18 protein-coding genes are annotated in these 22454 nt (G+C 69.8%); 15 read left to right on the top strand and 3 right to left on the bottom strand.

The genetic code is table 11. The features are described 5' to 3' along the window. The first annotated feature begins 19 nt into the window (after nucleotides 1-19). On the top strand, nucleotides 20-3634 hold the full coding sequence (gene metH, locus D7I44_RS15025; protein WP_120790236.1) for a methionine synthase: 3615 nt from the start codon (nucleotides 20-22) through the stop codon (nucleotides 3632-3634). On the opposite strand, the gene D7I44_RS15030 is transcribed toward metH, so the two are convergent. Genes D7I44_RS15030 through D7I44_RS15040 form a run of 3 tightly spaced genes read right to left on the bottom strand, consistent with a single transcriptional unit; the run spans nucleotide 3635 to nucleotide 6982 of the window. After that, complete coding sequence (locus D7I44_RS15030; RefSeq protein WP_162940314.1) at nucleotides 3635-4438, bottom strand: ECF transporter S component; 804 nt, start codon at nucleotides 4436-4438, stop codon at nucleotides 3635-3637. Further along, nucleotides 4435-6432, bottom strand: a complete 1998-nt coding sequence (locus D7I44_RS15035) for an ATP-binding cassette domain-containing protein (RefSeq protein WP_120790238.1) — start codon at nucleotides 6430-6432, stop codon at nucleotides 4435-4437. The genes D7I44_RS15030 and D7I44_RS15035 overlap by 4 nt, the downstream gene beginning before the upstream one ends. Before the next feature lie 4 nt (nucleotides 6433-6436). Further along, nucleotides 6437-6982: a hypothetical protein gene (locus tag D7I44_RS15040; RefSeq protein ID WP_120790239.1), complete on the bottom strand. Its 546-nt coding sequence runs from the start codon at nucleotides 6980-6982 to the stop codon at nucleotides 6437-6439. A gap of 84 nt (nucleotides 6983-7066) precedes the next feature. On the opposite strand from D7I44_RS15040, the gene D7I44_RS15045 reads away from it, so the two are divergent. The 14 genes from D7I44_RS15045 (at nucleotide 7067) to D7I44_RS15110 (ending at nucleotide 22420) form a co-directional block, all read left to right on the top strand. Then, nucleotides 7067-7408 carry an ArsR/SmtB family transcription factor gene (locus D7I44_RS15045; RefSeq protein ID WP_120790240.1) on the top strand — a complete coding sequence of 114 codons (342 nt, stop codon included), beginning with the start codon at nucleotides 7067-7069 and terminating at the stop codon, nucleotides 7406-7408. Nucleotides 7409-7420: 12 nt separating this feature from the next. Beyond that, complete coding sequence (locus D7I44_RS15050; protein ID WP_120790241.1) at nucleotides 7421-7927, top strand: SRPBCC family protein; 507 nt, start codon at nucleotides 7421-7423, stop codon at nucleotides 7925-7927. A 35-nt stretch (nucleotides 7928-7962) separates the two neighbouring features. After that, a complete protein-coding gene (locus D7I44_RS15055) occupies nucleotides 7963-9762 on the top strand; it encodes a GMC oxidoreductase (RefSeq protein ID WP_120790242.1) in 1800 nt (599 codons plus the stop codon). A gap of 264 nt (nucleotides 9763-10026) precedes the next feature. Further along, nucleotides 10027-11475, top strand: a complete 1449-nt coding sequence (locus tag D7I44_RS15060) for an MFS transporter (RefSeq protein WP_120790993.1) — start codon at nucleotides 10027-10029, stop codon at nucleotides 11473-11475. Nucleotides 11476-11506: 31 nt separating this feature from the next. After that, a complete protein-coding gene (locus D7I44_RS15065; protein WP_181445575.1) occupies nucleotides 11507-12436 on the top strand; it encodes an aldo/keto reductase in 930 nt (309 codons plus the stop codon). 111 nt (nucleotides 12437-12547) lie between these two features. Next, complete coding sequence (locus D7I44_RS15070) at nucleotides 12548-13843, top strand: ABC transporter substrate-binding protein (protein ID WP_120790244.1); 1296 nt, start codon at nucleotides 12548-12550, stop codon at nucleotides 13841-13843. Continuing rightward, a complete protein-coding gene (locus tag D7I44_RS15075; protein ID WP_120790245.1) occupies nucleotides 13840-14784 on the top strand; it encodes a carbohydrate ABC transporter permease in 945 nt (314 codons plus the stop codon). Before D7I44_RS15070 ends, D7I44_RS15075 begins: the two co-directional genes overlap by 4 nt. After that, the gene (locus D7I44_RS15080) at nucleotides 14781-15704 is read left to right on the top strand and encodes a carbohydrate ABC transporter permease (protein ID WP_120790246.1); all 924 of its coding nucleotides are present in this window, start codon (nucleotides 14781-14783) and stop codon (nucleotides 15702-15704) included. The genes D7I44_RS15075 and D7I44_RS15080 overlap by 4 nt, the downstream gene beginning before the upstream one ends. Nucleotides 15705-15742: 38 nt before the next feature. Continuing rightward, a complete protein-coding gene (locus D7I44_RS15085; protein ID WP_120790247.1) occupies nucleotides 15743-16528 on the top strand; it encodes a DeoR/GlpR family DNA-binding transcription regulator in 786 nt (261 codons plus the stop codon). 72 nt (nucleotides 16529-16600) lie between these two features. Further along, entirely contained in the window at nucleotides 16601-17335 is a 735-nt protein-coding gene (locus D7I44_RS15090) for a GNAT family N-acetyltransferase (RefSeq protein WP_120790248.1), read from the top strand. A 9-nt stretch (nucleotides 17336-17344) separates the two neighbouring features. After that, complete coding sequence (locus D7I44_RS15095) at nucleotides 17345-18634, top strand: SufS family cysteine desulfurase (protein ID WP_120790249.1); 1290 nt, start codon at nucleotides 17345-17347, stop codon at nucleotides 18632-18634. 16 nt (nucleotides 18635-18650) lie between these two features. Then, nucleotides 18651-19517: a TIGR03620 family F420-dependent LLM class oxidoreductase gene (locus D7I44_RS15100; protein WP_120790250.1), complete on the top strand. Its 867-nt coding sequence runs from the start codon at nucleotides 18651-18653 to the stop codon at nucleotides 19515-19517. 4 nt (nucleotides 19518-19521) lie between these two features. After that, nucleotides 19522-20568 (top strand): L-glyceraldehyde 3-phosphate reductase, encoded by a 1047-nt coding sequence (gene mgrA / locus D7I44_RS15105; protein ID WP_120790251.1) that lies wholly within the window; start codon nucleotides 19522-19524, stop codon nucleotides 20566-20568. 154 nt (nucleotides 20569-20722) lie between these two features. Continuing rightward, nucleotides 20723-22420, top strand: coding sequence for an APC family permease (locus tag D7I44_RS15110; RefSeq protein WP_120790252.1), 1698 nt, complete (start codon nucleotides 20723-20725; stop codon nucleotides 22418-22420). Nucleotides 22421-22454: the final 34 nt, after the last annotated feature.

A 22454-nucleotide genomic window follows, 5' to 3' on the forward strand; every position in this document is an offset into this window, starting at 1 on the left:
GCGCCGGTAACCTGGTTCGGTGACCCCGAGTCCCGCCACGGCCGCCGTTCCTCCCCGTTCGCGAGCCCTGCTCGACGAGGTCGCGACCCGCGTCGTCGTGGCCGACGGCGCGATGGGCACGATGATCCAGGCGCAGGACCCGACGCTCGAGGACTATCGGCAGCTCGAGGGCTGCAACGAGATCCTCAACGTGACTCGGCCCGACATCATCGGCGGCATCCACGACGCCTACTTCGAGGTCGGCGTCGACGCGGTCGAGACGAACACCTTCGGCGCGAACTGGTCGAACCTCTCCGACTACGGCATCGACGACCGCATCGAGGAGCTCGCGACGGCCGGCGCCCGCATCGCCCGCGAGCGCGCCGACGCGTGGGAGGCCCGCGACGGCCGGCAGCGCTGGGTGCTCGGGTCGATCGGGCCGGGCACGAAGCTGCCGAGCCTCGGTCACACCACCTACGCGCACCTGCGCGACACCTTCGCCCAGCAGGCGGCTGGCCTCATCTCGGGCGGCGCCGACGCGTTCCTCGTCGAGACCTCGCAGGACCTGCTCCAGACGAAGGCCGCGATCAACGGCTGCAAGCGGGCGAGCGCCGCCGCAGGCATCCGGCTGCCGATCTTCGTCGAGATCACGATCGAGACGACCGGCACCATGCTCATGGGCTCAGAGGTGGGCGCCGCGCTCACCGCGATCGAACCGCTCGGCGTCGACGCGATCGGCCTCAACTGCGCGACCGGTCCTGACCTGATGAGCGAGCACCTGCGCTACCTGTCGAAGCACTCGCGGGTGCCCGTGATGTGCATGCCGAACGCCGGGCTTCCCATGCTCGGCACGAACGGCGCGGAGTACCCGCTGCAGCCTGCGGAGCTCGCCACCGCGCACGAGCAGTTCGTGCGCGAGTTCGGGCTGGGGCTCGTCGGCGGTTGCTGCGGCACGACGCCCGAGCACCTGCGCGCCGTCGTCGAGCGCGTCGGCCGGGCGGCCGCGACCGCGCGCCCGATCGAGGTCGACCCCGGTGTCGCGAGCCTGTACCAGCACGTGCCGTTCGAGCAGGACGCGTCGTACCTCGCGATCGGCGAGCGCACCAATGCGAACGGCTCGAAGGCCTTCCGCGAGGCGATGCTCGAGGAGCGCTGGGACGACTGCGTCGAGATCGCGCGCAAGCAGATCAGGGCGGGCGCGCACCTGCTCGACGTCTGTGTCGACTACGTCGGGCGAGACGGCGTGGCGGATGCCCGCGAGGTCGTGTCCCGCCTGGCGAGCGCCTCGACCCTGCCCCTCGTCGTCGACTCGACCGAGCCCGCCGTGCTGCAGGCCGGCCTCGAGCTGATCGGCGGCCGGCCGGTCATCAACTCGGTGAACTTCGAGGACGGCGACGGGCCGGAGTCCCGGTACGGCCGCATCATGCCGCTCGTCAAGGAGCACGGCGCTGCGGTCGTCGCGCTCACGATCGACGAGCAGGGCCAGGCGCGCACGGCGGAGGGCAAGGTCGCGATCGCGACCCGTCTCGTCGAGTCGCTGACGGGGGAGTGGGGCCTCGAGGTCACCGACATCATCGTCGACTGCCTCACCTTCCCGATCGCCACCGGGCAGGAGGAGACCAGGCGCGACGCGATCGAGACGATCTCGGCGATCGCGCAGATCACCGCGAAGTACCCCGGGATCCACACCACGCTCGGCGTCTCGAACGTGTCGTTCGGCCTCAACCCCGCGGCCCGGCAGGTGCTCAACTCGGTGTTCCTGCACGAGGCTGTGCAGGCCGGTCTCGACTCGGCCATCATCGACGCGGCCAAGATCGTGCCGCTCGCCTCGCTGCCCGACGAGCAGCGCCAGGTCGCGCTCGACCTCGTGTGGGACCGTCGCCGCTACAACGCCGACGGCGACCTCGAATACGATCCGCTCGCGCGCATCCTCGAGCTGTTCGAGGGCGTCGACACGAAGGCGCTGCGCGACCAGCGCGCCGCCGAGCTGGAGGCGCTGCCCGTGGGCGAGCGGCTCGAGCGGCGCATCATCGACGGTGAGGCCAAGGGCCTGGAGGCCGATCTTGACCAGGCGATGGCCGACGGCACGAGCGCGCTCGACATCATCAACGTTCACCTGCTCGAGGGCATGAAGATCGTCGGCGAGCGCTTCGGCGCCGGCGAGATGCAGCTGCCCTTCGTGCTGCAGTCGGCCGAGGTGATGAAGACCGCGGTCGCCTACCTCGAGCCCCACATGGACAAGGCGGATGCCTCGGCGGGGAAGGGCCGCATCGTGCTGGCCACCGTGCGCGGCGACGTGCACGACATCGGCAAGAACCTCGTCGACATCATCCTCACCAACAACGGCTACGAGGTGATCAACCTCGGCATCAAGCAGCCGATCACCGACATCATCGCCGCCGCAGAGCGTCACAACGCCGACGTCATCGGCATGAGCGGGCTGCTCGTGAAGTCGACGGTCGTGATGAAGGAGAACCTGCTCGAGCTGAACCAGCGCGGTGTCGCGCAGCGCTGGCCCGTGCTCCTCGGCGGGGCGGCGCTCACGCGCGCCTACGTCGAGGACGACTTGGCGTCCCAGTTCGACGGCCAGGTGAGATACGCGCGGGATGCCTTCGAGGGCCTCGCCCTGATGGAGCCGCTCGTCAAGATCGCCCGCGGCGCCGCGCCGGACTCGGTCGGCCTTCCGCCGCTCAAGAAGCGCATCCACCGCGAGGGCGCCCAGCTCACCCTGACCGAGCCGGAGGCGATGCCGACCCGTTCCGACGTCGCCACCGATAACCCCGTGCCCGCCCCGCCGTTCTGGGGAACGCGCATCGTGCGGGGCATCCCGCTCGCCGACTTCTCCGCGTTCCTCGACGAGCGCGCGACGTTCATGGGGCAGTGGGGTCTCAAACCCGGGCGCGGCTCCGAGTCCGCGTCGTACGAGCAACTCGTGGAGACCGAAGGGCGCCCGCGGCTGCGGTACTGGCTCGACCGCATTCTCGCGGAGGGCCTGCTGGAAGCATCCGTCGCCTACGGGTATTTCCCGGTTGTCGCGGAAGGTGACGACGTCGTCGTGCTGCACCATGGCGACGATGTCGCCGGCACGCTGGGTACGCCAGGCCTGCTCGCCCCGGACGGCGGGTCCGGCGGCACGCTGGGCGCCGAGCGGCTGCGCTTCCACTTCCCGCGCCAGCGCCGCGACCGGCACCTGTGCCTCGCCGACTTCGTGCGCTCGCGCGGCGCTGCCGATTCACCAGGGCAGGTCGACGTGATGCCCGTGCAGCTCGTCACCGCCGGCCAGTCCGTCAGCCGCGCAACATCGAAGCTGTTCGACGGCAACCACTACCGCGACTACCTCGAGCTCAACGGGCTCGCGATGCAGCTCACCGAAGCGCTGGCGGAGTTCTGGCACGCGCGCATCCGCGCCGAGCTCGGCTTCGCCGCCGAGGAGCCGGCCTCGGTCGAGGGGCTGTTCAAACTCGACTACCGCGGCGCGCGCTTCTCGCTCGGCTACCCGGCGTGCCCCGACATGGAGGACCGCCGCAAGGTCGTCGAACTGCTGCGCCCCGAGCGCATCGGCGTCGAGCTGTCGGAGGAGCTGCAGCTGCATCCCGAGCAGTCGACCGACGCCTTCGTCTTCCACCACCCAGAAGCCAAGTATTTCTCGGTCTAGCTACAGCTTCGCGCGGCGCAGTGCGGCGAGCACAGGGCGGCCGATGAGTGCGATGCCGACGACCGTCGTGAGCGCCCGGACGGTGTCCCACGTGAGCGTCGAGGTGGCGAGCGAGTACAGCGCGAACGCCTTCAGGTTGGCGACGCCGGACGCGTCGGGCGCGTACGAGATGCTCGACCCCGACGCGATGGCGAACGGCCAGAACCACAGGTTGAGCAGGGCGCCGACGATCCACGATGCGAGCGCGCCGTAGACCGCGAGCATCACCAGCTCGCCGATGCGCGAGCGGATGCGCGGCAGCAGCCCGGCCCCGGCGGCGACCCATGCGCAGGCGAACAGCTGGAACGGCAGCCACGGCCCGACGCCGCCGGTGATGATCGCCGAGACGGTCATGACGACGAGCCCGAGCAGGAACCCGAAGCGCGCTCCGAGCGCGCGCCCCGCGAGGATCAGCACGACGAACACCGGCTCGATGCCGCCCACTGTGTCGCCGAGCACGCGGGTCGCCGCGCCGATGGCGCCGAGCACGCCGAGCAGTGCGACGGCCTTCGCGCTCGCGAACTGCCGGTCGAGCGCGAGCAGCAGCGCGGCGACGATCGCCGGTACGAGCGCGAGGGCGAGATATGGCACCGCGTTCTGCGCGTCCTGCGGCAGGGCGGGGGCGAAGAACGGCCAGGCGAATCCGGCCGCGGCCGCTGCGCTTCCGGCGATGAGCGCGATTCCACGCCAGTCGAGACGAGGGCGCAAAGCCGGGCGGATGCCTGCCGTCGGCGACGCCTCAGAAGGAGTGGTCGCGGCCGTCACGGTGCCGTCACCCTCTGCGTCTCGCTGATCCGGCCCTGCTCGAGGCGGATGGTGCGTTGCGCGACCGCCGCCGCGAACTCCGTCTCGTGCGTCGCGAACATGACGGCGGTGCCGTTGGCGGCCGCTCGTCGGATCGCGGCGGCGACCTCGCGCTGCGCGTCGTGATCGAGGCCGCGCACGGGCTCGTCGATGAGCAGCACCGCGGGGTCCGCGGCGAGCTGCAGCGCGACGGCGAGGCACACCCGCTGCCCGCCCGACAGGTCGCGCGGGTGCGTGTCCGCGAGCGCCGTCGCGTCGTGGCCGAGGAGCTCGCCGACCCGGCGCAGCGTCGCGCCTCGCGATGCGCGGCGGTCGGCTCGCCGGCACTCGGCGGCGACGGAATCGGTGACGAAGAGGTCCTCGAGCGACTCGGGCACGAGCGCGACGGCGGAGCGCCGGTCGCGGTGCGTGAGCGTCCGCACGTCGTCGCCGCGGACGAAGACGCGGCCGGATTCGCGCGGAACGGCGAGCTCCCACAGCAGCGACGACTTGCCGGCCCCGTTCGGCCCGGTGAGTGCGACGATCTCGCCTGCGGCGAGCGCGAGCGACACATCGTCGACCGCGGGCCGCTCGCCATGTTCCACGCTCACCCCGCGCGCCTCGGCCACGACCTCTCCGGCGCGTTTCGATGAGGACACCACTTCTCCGCCCGAGGCCCCCGTTGGTGCCTCGCCGCCCCCATTGGTGCCGGGAGGGCACCAATGGGGGCTTGGCGCGGAAAACTGGTGCCCTGATCGAAGTGCTGCGGAGGAAGCATCCAACTCCGCCAGCTTGCCGTCCGCGATCGACAGCCACCCGTCCGCGACGCCCGAGAACCACGCGACGCGATGCTCCGCCACCAGCACGCACATGCCGCCCTCATGCGCCAGAGACGCCAGCGCGGCCACGACGCGCGGGCGCGCGGCGGAATCGAGCTCCGCGAGCGGCTCGTCGACCAGCAGCAGCGTCGGTCTCTCGGCGAGAGCGGCGCCGATCGCGACGAGCTCCGCCTCGCCGGCCGAGAGCGCCGAGATCGGGCGCGACAGCAGGTGCGGGAATCCGAGCCGCTCCGCCACCTCGGCGACCCGCGCGCCGACGATCACCGGCGCGACCCCGCGCAGGGCGAGCGCGAAGCCCAACTCCTCAGCCACCGTCTCGCCGACGAACGCGGCTCGCACCCGCTGCGCCACCGCGCCCACGAATCCGGCGGTGTCGCGTGGCGGCACGAGAGCCCGATCGATCCCGCCGACCTCGATCACGCCCTGCTGCACGCCCCCATCGGCGTGCTGGAACAGCCCGGAGAGCGCATCGAGCACGGTCGACTTCCCGGCCCCGGTGGCACCGGTGAGCACGGTCAGCGTGCCGGTCGCCAGCGAGAGCGACGGGATCGACAGCGCGCAACCGGGGCGCGCCAGCACAGCGCCCGACACGCGGACGGGCACCTCGCAGGCGCCGTCGAGCCGCCGCGACGCCGCGAACCCGCGCAGCTCGAGCGACGCGGCCAGCGTGACCGCGCGCTCGATCGCGTCCTCGAGCACGGGCACCAGCACGCGCGGGCCCGGGCGCTCACCGCGGAGTCGCGCCGCGCGAGCCGCCCGCCGCAGGGCTGCGGCGAGCGCAGGCAGCGTCTGCCAGGCGATTACCAGCGACCGCGCGAACGAGCGCAGCGGCCCGCGTCGCGCTGCCGCGGCGAACCACGGCCGCACGTCGAACAGCGCGTTCAGCAGGCCGAACCCGAAGATCACCGCGGCGAAGGGCACGGCTGACAGCGCGACGGCGGCGAGACCGTCCAGCGTGACCGGCCCGAGCAGGCGCACACCGGTGAACGGCGCGGGCAACGTGATGAGGGGCAGATCGAGCAGGCGGATGCCGGTGCCCGAGGCCCCCGCGAACACCGCGGCGTAGACGACCCGGACGGCCACGAACACGGCCGCGAAGATCGCAGCCTGCCGCAGCGGCGCCGCCCGGAAGCGCACAGGCTCAGCCCTGCGGGGGAGTGGTGTCGCTGCCGGTCGTGAACTTCACGCCGAGCGTCTGGCCGGGCTTCAGCTGCTCGGTCGTGATGCCGCTCTGGGCGTAGTCCCACTGGCCGGCGGCAGAGTCGCGCACCCAGACGGCCCAGTACGCGAACGCGGCCGGCATCCCCGCGCATTTCTCGGTATACGGCGCCTGGCCGGGAACGTCGATCGGCTTCGACGCGGACGGCTCGCCGTTCACGCGGCATACGACCTGGTCGCCGTACTGCTGGGTGCCCTCGGTCGTGACGCCGACGGCCTTCAGCGCGGCAGCGGCGGTGAGAGGGGCGGATGCCGGCGCGCACGCATTCACGTCATCGGCCCCCAGCAAGCCGAACTGCACGGTCACGAACACGCCCGTGCAGTCGGCGGCGCTCGTGACCGCCGGGCTCGGCGACACAGCCACGGCATGAGTCGGCCCCGTGCCGACAGTGGGCTCGCCGCTCGCGCAGCCGGTAAGCGCGAACGCCGCGGCGGCAGCGAGGGCGAGGGCGGTGAGCGTGCGACGCATGGGCTCAAGGCTACCGGCGGGCAGGAACCGCTCGGGTGAGCGGGGTCTTGTGCGAAGCATCCGCTCGCGCTAACGTACAACCAAATGGTTGTAGATAGTGACATTGACCGCATCTTCCACGCACTGGCTGATGCGACCAGGCGCGACATCGTGACCCGCGTGCTGCAGAGGCCGCACTCGGTGAGCGAGCTCGCGGCCGGCTATGCGATGAGCTTCGCGGCCGTGCAGAAGCACGTCGCGGTGCTCGAGAGGGCGGCGCTCGTGAGCAAGAGCAGGAACGGCCGCGAGCAGCTCGTGAGCGGCGAGGTCGACACGATCGGGCGCGCGCGCGAGCTGCTGGGCCGTTACGAACGGCTCTGGCACGCGCGGGCGAACGCGATCGACGCGCTGCTCGCCGCAGAGAACGACACGAACAACGAGAACTAAGGGGAAGGCATCATGCCCGTCATCTCATCCACGCGGGATCCGGAAGCCCGCAGTCTCACCATCGTCTGCGAGTTCGCGGCACCCGTCGAGCGCATCTGGCAGCTGTGGGAGGACCCGCGCCAGCTCGAGAAGTGGTGGTGCCCCGAGCCGTTCCCGGCGACCTTCGAGACCCACGACCTCACGCCGGGCGGCACCTCGAGCTACTACTCGACCGGCCCCGCCGGCGAGTTCCAGCGCGCCTGGTGGGCGACGACCGCCGTCGACCGGCCGCATCGCATCGAGTTCGACGGCGGCCTCGCCGACAACGACACCAAGGCGCCTGACCCCGATGGCTCGATGCACGGCGTCGTCACCTTCGAATCCGTCGAGCTGGGCGGCAGGCCGGCCACGCGCCTCACCGCCGTGACGGTGTTCGACTCGGTGCCCTACCTCGAGAAGATGCTCGCGATGGGCCACGAAGAGGGCTCGAAGATGGCCCTGAACCAGATCGACGGGCTGCTCGCCGAGGTGTTGGCGTGAGCTATTGACTGTCAGTCAGTAGTAGCATCGGCCGCATGACGGGGGAGTTCGACCACGACGTGGTGGTCATCGGGTCCGGTTTCGGTGGTTCGGTCGCGGCACTGCGGCTGGCCGAGAAGGGCTACGGCGTGCTGGTGTACGAGGCAGGCCGCCGCTTCGAGGACCACGAGTTCGCGAAGACCAACTGGGACGTGCGCAACGCGCTCTGGGCGCCTGCGCTCGGGTGGTACGGCCCGCAGCGGCTGCACAAGCTGCCCGACGTGCTGATCCTGGCGGGGGCCGGGGTGGGCGGCGGCTCGCTCAACTACGCGAACGTGCAGTACGTGCCGGGGCAGTCGTTCTTCGAGAGCGGCGGCTGGGCGGGCATCACCGACTGGCAGCGCGAGCTGGCGCCCCACTACGAGACGGCCAAACGGATGCTGGGCACCGCAGAGCGCTACCCGTACGACGGGCCCGCCGAGCAGCTCATGCGGAAGGTGGCGCTGCGCCTCGGCGTGCCCGAGACCTTCCGCACCGCGCCGACCGGCGTCTACTACGGGATCCCGGGCGCCGGCGGCGCTGATCAGGCCGGCGGTCCCCGGCGCGGTGTCACCGTGCCCGACCCGTTCTTCGGCGGCGAGGGTCCCGACCGCACCAGCTGCACGCTCTGCGGCAACTGCATGGTCGGCTGCCGCGTCGGTGCGAAGAACACGCTCGTGAAGAACTACCTCTGGCTGGCCGAGCGGCGCGGTGCCGTCATCGAGCCGATGCGCACGGTGGTCTCGGTGCGCCCGATCGACGACGGCGACCAGGCGGGCGGCTATGTGATCACGACCGAGCGCACGGGCACCGCGCTCACGCCGAAGGACCGCCGCACGGTCACCGCCGCGCAGGTCGTCTTCGCGGCAGGCGCGTGGGGGACCCAGAAGCTGCTGCACACGCTCAAGGAGCGCGGCGAGCTGCCGCAGCTCTCCGATGCGCTCGGCCGGCTCACCCGCACGAACTCGGAGGCCCTCGACGGCGCCCTCGCCGTGCGGGTGCCGGAAGGGGTCGATCTGACCGAGGGCTCGGCGATCACCACCTCGCTCTACGTCGACGAGAAGACGCACGTGCAGAACGTGCGCTACGGCAAGGGCTCCAACGCCCTCATGGCGCTCGTGACGGTGCTCGCCCCGGGCGGGAGGCCCCTGCACCGGCGGCTCGGGTTCCTGCTGGGGCGGTTCGCCAGGCATCCGCTCACCGAACTGCGCGCGAGCGTGCCATGGCGCGCCACAGAGCGCGGAGTCATCGCGCTCGTGATGCAGAGCGCCGACAACTCGCTCACGGTCACGCCGCGTCCCTCACCCGTGCGCGGGAGAAACCGCCTTTCCGCGGGAGACGCAACGCCCGCGGAAAGGTCGCTTCACCCGCGCACGCGCTGGGGACGGGATCGCGGCGTCCGCCTCACGAGCAGGCAGGGCGACGGCGAGCCGAACCCCGACTGGCTGCCGCAGGCGCACCGGGCGACTGAGGCCATGGCCGCGCAGCTCGAGGAGGACACCGGCATCCGCTCGCTGCCCCGCGGCACCTGGCTCGAGCTGTTCGGCGTGCCGCTGACCGCGCACTTCCTCGGCGGGGCGACGATCGCGGCCGACCCGGCCGGCGGCGTCGTCGACGCGTATCACCGGGTGTGGGGCTATCCGGGCCTGCATATCGTCGACGGATCGACGGTGTCGGCGAACCTCGGCGTGAACCCCGCGCTCACCATCACGGCACAGGCCGAGCGCGCGTTCTCGCTCTGGCCCGAGCGTGGGCAGGCGGATCGGCGGCCGGCGCAGGGCGAGGCATATGCGCGTCTTGATCCGATCGTGACCTAGCCTCGCTTGACCCCGGCCCCGCGTCAGTGCAGATTGATCAGCGGATCAATGGGGATCCGGGGGATCGCGCAAGCGCCGGCACTTCGAGCAACGACTACGACGAAGTGGTCGCCGACCCCGAGTGGACTGTGAGGTACCGGTCCGAGCGCACGTCTTCGAAGCCGGGAGGGGCTCCGGAGACGCCCCTGCCCGGATTCCCTGCCACCGATCGCCGCGTCATGCAAGACCTGTTGCATGACGCAGGCGCGGGGGTACCGTGCGCACATGACAACGGCGTCGACTTCAGCGACAGGTGGCACGGTTCGCAGTCTCATCCCCGCCCGGCTCGACCGGCTGCCGTGGACGAAGTTCCACTGGTCCGTGGTCGTCGGGCTCGGGGTCGCGTGGATCCTCGACGGCCTCGAAGTGCAGCTCGTCGCGGCCAACGGCTACGCGCACACGCTCAACCTCTCGAGCGCCCAGGTCGGCCTCGTCGGAACGATCTACCTCGTCGGCGAGGTGGTCGGCTCGCTGTACTTCGGCTGGCTCTCCGACCGATTGGGCAGGCGCCGCCTGTTCATCCTGACGCTCGCCATCTACCTGGTCGGCTCGGGCGTCGGCGGCTTCGCGTTCTCGCTGTGGTTCCTGCTGCTCTTCCGCTTCGTCGCAGGGGCGGGCATCGGCGGCGAGTACGCCGCGATCAACTCCGCGATCGATGAGCTGATCCCCTCGCACTACCGCGGCCGGGTCGACATCGCGATCAACGGCACCTACTGGGCCGGTGCGGCGCTCGGTGCGGCCGCGAGCATCCCGCTGTTCAACCACGACCTGGTGCCGGAGAACTGGGGCTGGCGCATCGCCTTCTGGATCGGCCCGGTGATCGGCCTGTTCATCATCTATCTGCGCCGGCACATTCCCGAGAGCCCGCGGTGGCTCGTGACGCATGGCCGCGAGGCCGAGGCGAACAAGACCATCGGTGAGATCGAAGAGCTCGTCGAATCGCAGGGCGGGAACCTCACACCCGTCGACGAGTCCAAGGCGCTCGAGCTCAAACCCATCGAGTACGTCCCGTTCCGGGTGATCGCGCGCACGCTGTTTCGGGACTACCCGAAACGCACGGTCACGGCCGCCGCGATGATGATCACCCAGTCGTTCCTCTACAACGCGATCTTCTTCAGCTATGCGCTGGTGCTGCAGAACTTCTACGGCATCCCGAACGACCACACGGGCTACTTCTTCTTCCCATTCGCGATCGGCAACCTGATCGGCCCGCTCGTCCTCGGCCCGCTGTTCGACACCGTCGGGCGCCGCAAGATGATCTTCACGACGTATGTCGGCGCGGGCGTCGTGTTGACCATCTCCGCGATCCTGTTCCAGGCGGGCGCGCTGAACGCCGTGTCGCAGACGATCTTCTGGTGCGTGGCGTTCTTCCTTGCATCCGCCGGCGCATCGAGCGCCTATCTGACCGTCAGCGAGACCTTCCCCCTCGAGTTGCGGGCGCAGGCGATCTCGTACTTCTTCGCGGTCGCGCAGATCGTCGGCGCGGTGGCGCCGTTCCTGTTCGGCGCGCTGGTCGGCGACGGGTCGTCGCGCGGGCCGCTCACGATCGGCTACTTCGTCGGCGCCGGGATCATGATCATCGGCGGCGTCATCGCCCTGATCTTCGGCACGGATGCCGAGCGGAAGTCCCTCGAGGACATCTCCGCCCCGATCTCGCTCGTCCTCCCACGCTGACGAATCGGTTCGATTCGACAAGAATGGGAGCGTGAAGAGACTTGCACTGCCGCAGACGAATCTGACCGCTTCCAACCTGATCCTCGGGCTGATGAGGATCGCCGACCTCGACGACGAGGCCATCCGCACCCTGGTCGCCACCGCCCGCGAGACGGGCATCGACTTCTTCGACCACGCCGACGTGTACGGCGGCTCGCCGCACCACTGCGAGCAGCGCTTCGGCGACGCCGTGACGTTCACGTCGAGCGAGCGCGAGCAGGTGCGCATCCAGACCAAGACGGGCATCGTGCCCGGCGCGTTCGACTTCTCGAAGGAGCACATCCTCGAGTCGGTGGATGCCTCGCTGCGCGCCCTGCGCACCGACTACCTCGACGTGCTGCTGCTGCACCGGCCCGATACCCTGGTCGAGCCCGAGGAGGTCGCGGCCGCGTTCGACGAGCTCGAAGCCGCGGGGAAGGTGCGCAACTTCGGCGTCTCGAACCAGACGCCGGGCCAGGTCGAGCTGCTGAAGAAGTTCGTCAAGCAGCCGCTCGCCTTCAACCAGGTGCAGTTGTCGATCACGCACGCGCCGCTGATCGCGGCCGGCGTCGCGTCGAACATGGCGGGGCTCGACCAGTCGATCGACCGCGACAACGGCATCCTCGACTACGCGCGCCTCAACGACATCACGCTGCAGGCCTGGTCGCCGTTCCAGAAGCAGTTCTTCAACGGCGTCTTCCTCGGCGACCGCGAGACCTACCCCGAGCTGAACGACGCGATCGACGAGCTCGCCGCGAAGTACGAGGTGACGCCGACCGCGATCGCCGTGGCCTGGATCACCCGGCACCCCGCGAACTTCCAGGTCGTGCTCGGCACCACGAAGCCCGAGCGCGTCCGCGAGGCGGCGGCCGGCAGCGACATCCCGCTGACTCGCGTCGAGTGGTACCGGCTCTTCACCGCGGCGGGTTACATCCTGCCGTGATGTGTGTGCCCTTGGCGCGCGCTTTCACCACTTGACGCGCGCGCCAAGAACGACATGATGGGGAAATGTGCGGGTTTCGCACATTATTTGCACGTTTACAAAGGAGTAATCATGCAACACCCCGCCGCGACGGCGTTCAACCGTCGCACCCTGCTGAAAGGCGCAGGAATCGGCGCCCTCGGCCTGTTCGCAGCACCCGTTCTCGCCGCATGCACCGGCACGCCGTCCGGCGGCGGCACGTCCGCCTCGAAGACGCTCACCTTCGGCTCGAACGCGTCGGACGACGTGCCCAAGCGCGCCTACGCCGCATTCGTCGACGCGTTCCAGAAGAAGTCCGGCGACACCGTCAAGGTGAACACGACCGACCACAACTCGTTCCAGGACAAGATCTCGAACTACCTGCAGGGCGCCCCTGACGACGCCTTCACGTGGTTCGCCGGCTACCGCATGCAGTACTACTCGAAGAAGGGCCTGACGGCCGACATCGACGATGTCTGGGACAAGATCGGCGACAACTACTCCGAGGGGCTCGCGAAGGCCTCCACGGGTGAGGACGGCAAGAAGTACTTCGTTCCGAACTACAACTACCCGTGGGGCTACTTCTACAAGAAGTCGCTGTGGCAGTCGAAGGGCTACCAGGTGCCGAAGACCCTCGACGACTTCGAGGCGCTCTGCAAGCAGATGAAGACCGACGGCCTGATTCCGATCGGGTTCGCCGACAAGGACGCATGGCCCGCGTGCGGCACCTTCGACTACATCGACATGCGCACCAACGGCTACCAGTTCCACATGGATCTGTGCGCCCACAAGGAGTCCTGGAACCAGAAGAAGGTGCAGGACGTCTTCGACACGTGGAAGCTGCTGCTGCCCTACCAGGACCCGGCCGCGCTCGGCATGACGTGGCAGGACGCCGCGCAGAAGCTCGGCAAGGGCGAGAGCGGCATGTTCCTGCTCGGTTCGTTCGTCACACAGCAGTTCACCGACCCGGCGACGCTCGCCGACATCGACTTCTTCCCGTTCCCGTCGATCGCGGTCGAGGGGCAGGACGCGATCGAGGCGCCGATCGACGGCCTGATGCTGTCGAAGAAGGGCGGCCAGAACCAGGCGGCGCGCGACCTGCTCGCGTTCATGGGAACCGGCGCCGGCCAGCTCGCCTACTGGAAGGTCGACGGCTCGAACCTGATGACCGCGAAGGATGCCGACACCTCCGGCTACACCGACTTCAGCAAGAAGCTCGCGGGCGTGATCGCCGACGCGAAGTCGGTCAGCCAGTTCTTCGACCGCGACGCGCTGCCGGCCATGGCGACCAACGTGCTCGAGCCGGCCATGCAGTCCTTCATCAAGGACGGCACGGTCGACCTGTCGAACATCGAGTCGCAGGCCAAGACCCAGTACGCGTCCGAATGAGCGGCGGCACCATCGGGCGGGGGACTGAGACCCCCGCCCGGCGGCGCGGCCATCTGCGCCAGCTCACAAAGCGCGACGTCGTCACGCTGGCGGTCATGGCGGGCATCCCCACGCTCATCCAGCTCTGCCTCGTGTGGCTGCCGACGCTGTTCTCGATCGGCCTGTCGTTCGTGCGCTGGAACGGGCTCGCGTTCGGCGACATGAAGCCGGCCGGCCTCGACAACTTCCGCTTCATCTTCACCGACTACACGCCGTTCTGGCCCGCGGTCACGCACAACATCCTGTGGCTGCTGTTCCTCGGCGTGATCGGCACGCCGCTCGGCCTGCTGCTGGCGGTGCTGCTCGACAGCCGGATTCGCGGGAGCCGTATCTACCAGAGCATCTTCTTCACTCCGGTGATGTTGTCGCTCGCCCTGATCGGCATCATCTGGCAGCTGTTCTACTCGCGCGACAACGGCCTGCTGAACTTCCTGCTCGGCACCTCGGGCACGCCGAGCGCGATCGACTGGCTCGGCGACTCGAACGTGAACATCTGGGCGGCGATGGTCGCCGCGACCTGGCGGCACGCCGGCTACGTGATGATCCTGTACCTGGCCGGCCTCAAGGGCGTCGACCCGACGCTGCGCGAGGCGGCCGCGATCGACGGGGCGAACGGACCGCAGACCTTCTTCCGCGTCGTGTTCCCGGCCATGAAGCCGACGAACATCATCATCGTGGTGATCACGATCATCGAGTCGCTGCGCGCCTTCGACATCGTCTACGTGATCAACAAGGGCACCAACGGCCTCGAGCTGCTCTCCGCCCTGGTCATCCAGAACCTCGTCGGCGAGGGGCAGGTGATCGGCGTGGGCTCCGCGCTCGCGGTGGTGCTGCTCGTGATCTCGCTCGTGCCGATCGTGTTCTACCTCGTCCGCACCTTCCGCTCTCAGGAGAACGAATGAGCGCCACCGAGACCTCCGTGCTGCGCCTCGGCCACACCGACGCGCTGAAGCTCGCGAGGCGCCGCCCCCATCGCCGGCCGCGCTGGGGCACGCTGCTGTTCCTCACCGTGATGGCTCTGATGTGGCTGCTGCCGCTGCTGTGGACGCTGTACACCTCGCTGCGGCCCAAGGCCGCGACAGACAAGTACGGCTACTTCAGCATCCATGGCCCCATCAATTTCCAGAACTTCGCGGATGCCTGGAACCAGGGCGGCTTCGCCCGCTACTTCGGCAACTCGCTGATCATCACGGTGCCCTCCGTGCTGCTCACCCTGCTGCTCGCGTCGATGATGGCGTTCGCGGTGAGCCGGTTCCGGTGGCGGTTCAACATCACGCTGCTGATCATGTTCACGGCGGGCAACCTGCTGCCCCCGCAGGTGCTCGCCGCGCCGCTGTTCGAGCTGTTCAAGCACATCACGCTGCCGTACTCGGTCAGCGACTCCGGCAGCCTGCTCAACACGTACTGGAGCGTCATCGCGGTCAACACGGCCTTCCAGATCGGCTTCTGCACCTTCGTGCTGTCGAACTACATGAAGGCCATCTCGCCCGAGCTCACCGAGGCGGCGCGCGTCGACGGCGCGAGCGTCTGGCGGCAGTACTGGAACATCATCCTGCCGCTCGCCAGGCCGGCGCTCGCCGCCCTCGGCACGCTCGAGGTCATCTTCATCTACAACGACTTCTTCTGGCCGCTGATCTTCATCCAGTCGGGTGACCGGCTGCCCGTGACGACCGCGATCTACAACCTGCAGGGGCAGTTCCTGTCGAACTACAACCTGCTGGCCGCGGGGGCGACGATCACGGTCATCCCGACCCTCGTCATCTACCTCGTGCTGCAGCGCCAATTCGTCGCGGGGCTCACTCTCGGCGCAAGCAAAGGCTGATGCGCGGTGATGGGAGCGATGAGTGAAGAGATGAACGGATGACGCGGGCGGACGCACGCCGCACCGCGATCGTCGCCCGCGCGCGGGCGCGAGGGAGCGTGCGCGTGACCGAGCTCGCCGGCATGTTCGACGTGTCCGAGATGACCGTGCGGCGCGACATCGACCTTCTCGTCGCGGACGGCGTGCTCGACAGGGTCTACGGCGGCGCGTCGATCCCCGGCGGTCCGACGCGAGCCGACGAGCCCGGCTTCGAGACGAAGCTGCAGCGCGAGGAGCAGGAGAAGATCGCGATCGCGCGCGAGGCGCTGGCGATGGTGCGCCCGGGGTCGGCGATCGGGTTGTCTGCGGGCACGACGACCTGGCACCTGGCATCCGCCCTCGCCGAGCGCCTCGACTGCACGGTGATCACCAACTCGGTGCGCATCGCGAGCGTGCTGTTCCCCGCGGCCACGGGCGGCCATGGGCATGTGCTGCTGACAGGCGGCGAGCGCACGCCGTCCGATGCGCTCGTCGGACCGATCGCGACGGGCTCCCTCGGCCGGCTGCACCTCGACGTGCTGTTCCTCGGCGTGCACGGCATGGACCCCGACTTCGGGTTCACGACCCCGAACCTGCTCGAGGCGGAGACGAATCGCGCATTCATCCGTGCGGCCAGGCGCGTCGCGGTGCTCGCCGATCACACGAAATGGGGCACGGTCGGCATGACGACGATCGCCGACCTCGGCGAACCCGAGGTCGTGATCACCGACGACGGGATGCCTGCGGAGGCGCGTCGCGAGCTTGCCGAGCACGTGCGCGAGCTGCGCATCGCGCCGCTCGGCTGACGGCGCCGCCGTGTCGCCGTAACAAAGTGTGCGGCTCGGGCCGGTGTCCGAGGGCGGATTTACGCTGAGAGGGTGCCAGAGAACCCCGCAGACCACCCCCAGCTCGACAACCCGGCGTGGTACTCGCTGACCGGCGCGCACGCCGGGTATGCCCGCGGCGCGGGGCGCGCGCTGCGCTACGACCCGGAGGTGTCGGTGTGGGGTGCGACGCCCGACGACGCGAGCGCGGCCGACTGGGCGGCGCTCGGGGCGCTGCTCGCCCCGGGCGAGCACATCAGCCTGCCCGGCCGTGAGCTGCCCGACGGGTGGGAGGGCGACGGGGGCACCGGCCTGCAGATGCTCGACACCGGCTTCGAGCCGCGTGACGACGACGGTGCGGGCCTTGTTACCCTGACGGCGGCCGACGTGCCGGAGATGGTCGACCTCGTCGAGCGCACTCAGCCCGGTCCGTTCGCGCCGCGCACGATCGAGCTCGGCGGCTATCTCGGCGTCCGCGTCGACGGGAAGCTCGTCGCGATGGCCGGCCGCCGCATGCACCCGGCGGGGTGGGTCGAGATCAGCGCGGTGTGCACCGACGAGGACTACCGTGGCCGCGGCTACGCCGCCCGGCTCGTGCGCGCCGTCGCGTCCGGCATTCGCGCGGACGGCGAGCGCGCCTTCCTGCACGTGCGCTGGGACAACTACGACGCGAAGCGCGTCTACGAGCGACTCGGCTTCGTCGTGCGGCGCGAGTTCCCGTTCAGCTTCGGTCAGCCGGTGGGTGCCGACGAGCGTAACGCTCTGACAGAACACGACACCGCGGCATAGCGTTGAGGGGTGGCAACCCTCACGACAGCGCATAGCGGCACCACCTCGCCTGCTGATCTGCGCGCCGACTTCCCCCTGCTCGACCAGACCGTGAACGGGCATCCGCTCGTCTATCTGGACTCTGCCGCGACCGCTCAGCGCCCGCAGGTCGTGCTCGACGCAGAGCTCGAGTTCCTCGAGAAACGCAATGCGGCGGTGCACCGCGGCGCGCACACCCTCGCGGCGGAGGCCACGGAGGAGTTCGAGGGGGCCCGCGAGGCCGTCGCCCGCTTCGTGGGCGCACGTGCCGATGAGATCGCGTGGCAGTCGAATGCGACGGATGCCCTGAACACGATCGCCTTCGCCATCGGCACCGCCTCCCGCGGTCGCGGAGGAGAGGGCGCCCGGCGCTTCGCCCTGCAGCCGGGCGACGAGCTCGTCGTCACCGAGGCGGAGCACCACGCGAACCTGATCCCCTGGCAGGAGCTCGCCGCGCAGACCGGCGCGGTGCTGCGCTACGTGCCCGTCGACGAGGACGGGCTGTGGACCATCGACGAGCTGCGCGCCGTCGTCACCGAGAAGACCCGGCTGATCGCCTTCGCGCACGTCTCGAACGTCACGGGGATGGTCGCGCCGGTCGCCGAGGTGGTTCGGGTCGCGGCATCCGTCGGCGCCCTCACCGTGCTCGACGCGTGCCAGTCCGCCCCGCATCGCCCGCTCGAGCTGGGGGCCCTCGGCGTCGATTTCGCGGCGTTCAGCGCGCACAAGATGCTCGGGCCGACGGGCCTCGGCGTGCTGTACGGCAAGCGCGAGCTGCTGAACGCGCTGCCGCCCGGGCGCACCGGTGGCTCGATGATCACGACCGTCACGATGGATCACGCCGAATTCCTGCCTGCGCCGCAGCGCTTCGAGGCGGGCACCCAGCCCGTGTCGCAGGCGGTGGCGCTGGGGGCGGCTGTCGGGTATCTGACGGATGCCGGGGTGCCCGCGATCCTCGATCACGAGCACGCCCTCGCCGCTCGCCTCTACGACGGCCTCTCATCGATTCCGGGCCTGCGCCTCATCGGCCCCGGCGCGGGCGTCGAGCGCGCCGGGCTCGTCTCGTTCGACGTGGCGGGCGTGCACGCGCACGACGCCGGCCAGTACCTCGACTCGCGCGGCATCGCGGTGCGCGTCGGGCACCACTGCGCGCAGCCGCTGCACCGCCGGCTCGGGTTGACCGCGAGCGTGCGGGCGAGCGTCTACCTGTACAACACAGTGGACGACGTCGACGTGTTCCTCGAGGCCGCAGCAGGCATCCGCCCGTACTTCGGGCTCTGAGCGAGAGGTGAACAGCATGGTCACGCCGCAACTCGGCCGCTTCGGAATCTGGGTGGGTGCGCGCGCCAAGCCGACGCCGGAGCTCGCCTACCACCTCGAGACGCTCGGCTTCGGCACGCTGTGGCTGGGCGGCCAGCCGGCCGACCTGGCGCTCGTCGAGGCGGCGATCGCCAACACGAGCACCATCACGGTCGCGACGGGCATCGTCAGCATCTGGGCAGCCGACGCCCGCGAGCTCGCCGACTCCTACCACCGCATCGAGGCGGCGCGCCCTGGCAGGTTCGTGCTCGGGGTCGGCGTCGGGCACCCGGAGGGGCACGGGGAGCAGGCGCTGAAGCCCTACGGCGCGATGGTCGACTACCTCGACGTGCTCGACGACGAGGGAGTCCCCGTCGAACGCCGCGTGCTGGCGGCGCTCGGCCCGCGCATGCTCGAGCTCGCGCGCGACCGCTCGGCGGGCGCGCACCCGTACCTCGTGACGCCGTCGTACAACGAGGGCGCCCGGGCGATCCTCGGTGCGGGCAAGCTGCTCGCCACCGAGCAGCGCGTCGTGCTGCGCGAAAGCGCGGAAGACGCTCGCGAGCTGGGGCGGCCGAGCGTCGACCGACCGTACCTGGGCTTGCGCAACTACGTGAACAACCTGAAGCGACTCGGCTACAGCGCGGAGGACGTCGAGAGCCCGGGCAGCGACCGGCTGATCGACGACCTCGTGGTCTACGGCGGCGACGCCGCGATCGCCGCGCGACTGGGCGAGCATCTGCGGGCGGGCGCCGATCATGTCGCCGTGCAGCTGGTGCAGGCATCCGGCGACGACGTGCCGGCCGGCTACACGCACCTCGCCCGCGCGCTGGGGCTGCCGCGCGACGCCGGCGTGCAAGGCTGAAGCCGTGCCGTACCTCGCCGCTGAAGACCGCTACCAGTCGATTCCCTACCGCCGCACCGGAAGAAGCGGCCTGCAGCTGCCGGCCGTCTCGCTCGGGCTGTGGCAGAACTTCGGCGACACCGCGCCGATCGACACCCAGCGCGCGATCCTGCGCCGCGCTTTCGACCTGGGCGTGACGCACTTCGACCTCGCCAACAACTACGGGCCGCCCGCGGGCAGCGCAGAGACCAACTTCGGCCGCATCATGGCCGAGGACCTCCGGCCGTACCGCGACGAGCTGATCGTCTCGACCAAGGCCGGCTACAAGATGCACGAGGGTCCGTACGGCGAGTGGGGCAGCCGCAAGTACCTGCTCGCGAGCCTCGACGCGTCGCTGCGCCGCATGGGCCTCGACTACGTCGATATCTTCTACTCGCACCGCGCAGACCCCGACACCCCGCTCGAAGAGACGATGGGCGCGCTCGACCAGGCGGTGCGCAGTGGCAAGGCGCTGTATGCCGGGATCTCGAGCTACTCGCCGGCGCGCACCCGCGAGGCGGTCGCGATCCTGCGCGAGCTCGGCACGCCGATCGTCATCCACCAGCCGAGCTACTCGATGTTCAACCGCTGGGTCGAGGGTCGCGTTGGCGATGGTGAGAGCCTGCTCGACACGGTCGGCGAGCTCGGCCTCGGCCTGATCGCGTTCAGCCCGCTCGCGCAGGGGCTGCTCACGAGCAAGTACCTGAACGGCGTGCCCGAGGGCTCGCGCGCGACCAAGGCGCCGTCCTGGCGCGACGGGTTCCTCACCGACGAGGTGCTCGGGCGCGTGCGCGCCCTGAACGCCATCGCGGAAGCCCGTGGCCAGACCCTCGCCCAGCTCGCGATCGCCTGGGTGCTGCGCGACGCCCGGGTCACCTCGGCGCTCGTCGGGGCGTCGAGCGTCGGCCAGCTCGAAGACAACCTGGCGGCGCTCGCGAAGCTCGACTTCACGGCGGACGAGCTCGCCGAGATCGACCGGCACGCGGTCGAGATGGGCGTCAACATCTGGCAGCGCTCGAGCGACGTGGATTGACGTGCTGTAGACGCCTTCTTTCGCGCTTGTAACACCCTCTTATGAATTCGCCAAGGTCGCGCGCCGTGAATTGACCGTGAGTAAAGGATCTGGAATGGTTGCGCCGTAACCCAGACAGGGGGACACCGACGTCCCCGCGCGAGGAGAGCCATTCATGACCACAACTCAAACGCGAAGCGGCACGCTGCCGGACACCGGTCTCAAGCGGCAGATCGGATTCATCGGCCTGATGTGGGCCTCGGCCGGCTCGATCATCGGCTCCGGCTGGCTGTACGGCGCCCAGAAGGGCCTCGCCGCGGCGGGCCCCGCCGTCATCTGGTCGTGGGTGATCGGCGCCGTCGCGATCCTGATCCTCGCGCTCGTGCACGCGGAGCTCGGCGGCATGTACCCGATCGCCGGCGGCACGGCGCGCTTCCCGCACCTCGCCTTCGGCGGCATCGCGGGCGGCGCCTTCGGGTGGTTCTCGTGGCTGCAGGCCGTCACGGTCGCCCCGATCGAGGTCATGGCGATGCTCGGCTACTGGCAGTCGCTGGCCCGCACGGAGCACTGGGGCTTCGGCGCCCACTTCCAGAATCCGACGACAGAGATCCTGACGCCGAGCGGCATCGTCGCAGCCGTCATCATCATGGCGGTGTTCACCGGCATCAACTTCTTCTCGATCCGCGCGCTCGCGAACACCAACAGCGCCGCGACCTGGTGGAAGATCGGCGTGCCCGTGCTCGCGATCTTCGTGCTGGCGATCGTGAACTTCCACGGCAGCAACTTCGGAGCGGGTGAGAGCTTCGCGCCCACCGGTCTCAAGGGCGTGCTCAGCGCGCTGCCGACCGCGGGCATCGTGTTCGCGCTGCTCGGCTTCGAGCAGGCCGACCAGCTCGCCGGTGAATCCTCGAACCCCAAGCGCGACATCCCGCGTGCGGTCATCGGCTCCGTGCTCATCGGCCTCGTCATCTACCTGGCCCTGCAGGTCGTCTTCATCGCCTCGATCCCCGGAGACCACCTGCTCGGAACCTGGGCGAAGACGGCGGCGCAGTACGCCTCCGGCCCGTTCGCACTGCTCGCCACCGCGGTCGGCGTCGGCTGGCTCGCCGTCGTGCTCTACGTCGACGCCGTCATCTCGCCCGGTGGCACCGGTCTGATCTACTTCACGGCCACCAGCCGCGTCTCCTACGGCCTGTCGAAGAACGGCTACTTCCCGAAGCTGTTCGAATCGACGACCCGCCGCGGCGTCCCGTGGTTCGGCCTCGTCATCGCGTGGATCTTCGGCTGCATCTGCTTCCTGCCGTTCCCGAGCTGGCAGTCTCTCGTGAGCCTGATCACGAGCGCCTCGGTGCTCATGTACGCCGGAGCGCCGCTCGCCTTCGGTGCCTTCCGCAAGCGCATCCCGCAGGCGGACCGCCCGTTCCGGCTGCTGGGCGGCGCGATCCTCTCGCCGATCGCGTTCATCGTCGCGAACTGGATCATCCTGTGGACCGGATGGATCACCGACTACAAGCTCGGCATCTGCATCCTCATCGGCCTTGCGATCATCGTGGTGACGCGCGTGCTGAAGCTCAACCCGACACCGGTGCACTTCAACTGGCGCTCGGCGCAGTGGCTGTTCCCGTATCTGATCGGCCTCGGGCTCATCGTGTTCCTCTCCGACTGGAACCAGGACTTGAACGGCACCATCGCCGGCCCCGATTGGCTGCCGTTCGGGTGGGACATGGCTGTCACGGCCGCCTTCAGCCTGATCATCTACTACTGGGCCGTCAACACCGCCATCGACGGCCAGGGCATCCTGCAGATCGCCGATGAGACGGCCGCGCACGCCGAGCAGGAGACCGCGGAGCTGGGCGCGCCGATCGCGGGGTAGCAGTCGTCCGCCGGCATCCGTGTCGGCGCGTCGG

It is taken from the genome of Gryllotalpicola protaetiae, assembly GCF_003627055.1.
GTDB lineage: Bacteria > Actinomycetota > Actinomycetes > Actinomycetales > Microbacteriaceae > Gryllotalpicola > Gryllotalpicola protaetiae.